Annotated in this window: 3 protein-coding genes and 1 pseudogene; all 4 read left to right on the top strand. The window is 61.7% G+C overall.

Features of this window, described 5'->3' with window-relative positions; translation table 11 throughout:
* Positions 1 to 396 (top strand): annotated as a pseudogene (locus tag AC1DT3_RS18500) (hypothetical protein); the annotation flags it as partial.
* Between the two features lie 12 nt (positions 397 to 408).
* A complete protein-coding gene (locus tag AC1DT3_RS18495) occupies positions 409 to 900 on the top strand; it encodes a hypothetical protein (protein WP_477466689.1) in 492 nt (163 codons plus the stop codon).
* 48 nt (positions 901 to 948) lie between these two features.
* The gene (locus AC1DT3_RS18490) at positions 949 to 1,743 is read left to right on the top strand and encodes a peptidoglycan-binding protein (protein WP_477466688.1); all 795 of its coding nucleotides are present in this window, start codon (positions 949 to 951) and stop codon (positions 1,741 to 1,743) included.
* A 25-nt stretch (positions 1,744 to 1,768) separates the two neighbouring features.
* Entirely contained in the window at positions 1,769 to 2,149 is a 381-nt protein-coding gene (locus tag AC1DT3_RS18485) for a hypothetical protein (RefSeq protein WP_477466687.1), read from the top strand.
* The last annotated feature ends 112 nt before the right edge of the window (positions 2,150 to 2,261 follow it).

The raw sequence follows: 2,261 nt of genomic DNA, 5'->3' as shown, positions 1-2,261 counted from the left end.
ATCAACTGCAACACGGGTTACATTCAGTTCGGCGGCGTCACGTTCGGCAGTTGCCAACGCTTCCATATCGCTTGCGGCAATGCGGGGTTTGTTTCCTGCATCAGCAACTACACGATTAGCTCCAACGCGCAAAGCCACGTTCAAGCTTCTTCGTTTGGTGTAGTCCAAATCGGCAGCGTTACCATCACGCTGACAGGCACCCCGGCGTTCCTTCAATACTATGCTCAAAGCAGCCAAGCCTATCTAGACCTTTCGTCTTGCGTCTTCTCAGGCGCGGGTACGGGCTTCCGTTATTTCGTCGATAACTTTGGGGTCATCTACACGGGCGGCGCGGGCGCTTCGTATCTGCCGGGCTCCGGCGCGGGTACGGCAACCGCATTCGGTCGTTACAACTAACAGGAGATGACGATGGACGGGATTCCGCAATTCGTAAATTTGGACATGTTGGGGAGCGGGCTCTATTTCAGCCCTGCAACCGCCAAGGACTGGTACTGGTTTGTTGGGGGCGACGAGGATCRGGCTTGGTCAAGCAAGGTCGGCGATTACGTTGACCTTGACGATCCAGACTATGTCGCCTGGTTGGAGAATGGCGGATCGACGACCCGAATTTTGAACGAAGACGAGCTTCGGGAAGTCTTGTTCGACAATGGTGTGCTCGCACGGCGTCGCTATTCGTTCCTCGAGTTCATGGAGCTCTTCACAGAAGCGGAGCAACTGACGCTCGTGCAAGCGGCAATGACGCAAGCGCCGATCAAGCTCTGGTACGACAAAGCGCTCGGTGCGCAATACATCGATCTCGACGATCCGCGCACTGGTGATGGCCTGCAAGACCTCGTCGATGCGAACCTGATCACTGCAGGACGCCGAACGGCGGTCCTTGCCGGTCAGGCGCCGGCATAGGCGACTTCCTCCTCTCGGCTCCAAGCTCCTAACACACGTGAGACGAACATGACCGTCGCTGAGATTCAGCGCGCTCTCTTGGCGCGCGGGTATGACCTCGGTACCGCTGATGGCGTATGGGGTGCGAAGTCGAAAGCGGCCGCCCGCGCATTCCAAAAGGCCAATGGTCTTGTCGCGGACGGCGTCGTTGGGCCGAGGACGCTCGCCGCGCTCGCTCCGGATCTGCGAGAGGTCGGCACGACGAGCCTCCTCACGGCGGAACTCGTGCGCAAAGTCTGTCCCGGCGCTCGTTCTGACATCGTCGACGGCATTCTCGATCGTCGCGCCGCGATCGAAGCCGCCGGCATCGTGACCAAGCCCAGGCTTGCGCACTTCCTCGCGCAGATCGCGACCGAGACAGGCGGGCTCAAAGCGCTCGAGGAAAACCTCTACTACACCGCCAAACGGCTCGTCGTGGTGTTCAATACACGGTTCAAGACAGTTGGGGAGGCGGCTCCGTTCGCCAATAATCCGCAGGCGTTGGCGAACAAGGTCTATGGCGGGCGGAAGGATCTTGGCAACACGCAGCCCGGCGACGGGTGGCGGTACCGCGGCGGCGGCGCAATCCAGACGACCGGGCGGGCCAACTATCGCGAAGCCGGATACGAGGACGATCCCGACGCGATTCGCTCAATGCCGGCAGCAATCGATTCCGCGCTCGTCTTTTGGATGAGCAGGGGCCTCAACGCGTTCGCGGATAAGGGCGACATCGTCGCGATCCGCAAGCGTGTGAACGGCGGCAAGAACGGCCTCGATGAGGCAAGGACCTACTACAGCCGAGCAGCAAAGGCGCTCGGCATCTGATCAACCCTCAAAATTGGAGTCTACCATGACCTCTGCTCTTGCAAGGGCGCTTCCGCATGTGCTCGCGGCGGCTACCACCGAAGCCCTGAAACAGGCGAACGCAAACCCCAATGTTGCCGCGAACGTCACCCCGGCCGCCCAAGCCGCAATCGCCTCTGCGATCGTCGACAAGGTGGCCGCGTCGCCGGAGATCCAGCACGCGGCATCGACGGAAGCTTGGTACCAGTCGCGCGCGAACTGGTCGGCCATCGTCGCCGCGGTCACGCCGCTCGTGTCCATCCTTGGATACACGCTCGCGCCCGAAGACCAGCTGATGGTGGCTGGCGCGCTTGCTCTCGTCGGGAACGGCATTGCRGCCTTCCTCGCGCGGCGSGCMCGCACCGCCWCKAAGCCMTTGGGCGCCTGACGGGAGARGCCGGAGTGAGCAGCRCACCCGACATGACCACTCCGGCCCTTCTGACGGTCGGACAGCTCGAAGAYCTGGCGWCGATGGCGGCAGAGCGCGCCGTCATCCAGGC

This window comes from Microvirga sp. P4_G7 (genome assembly GCF_056401005.1).
Note: the sequence above shows the minus strand (reverse complement) of the source record. Positions and strands in the feature narration are given on the sequence as shown.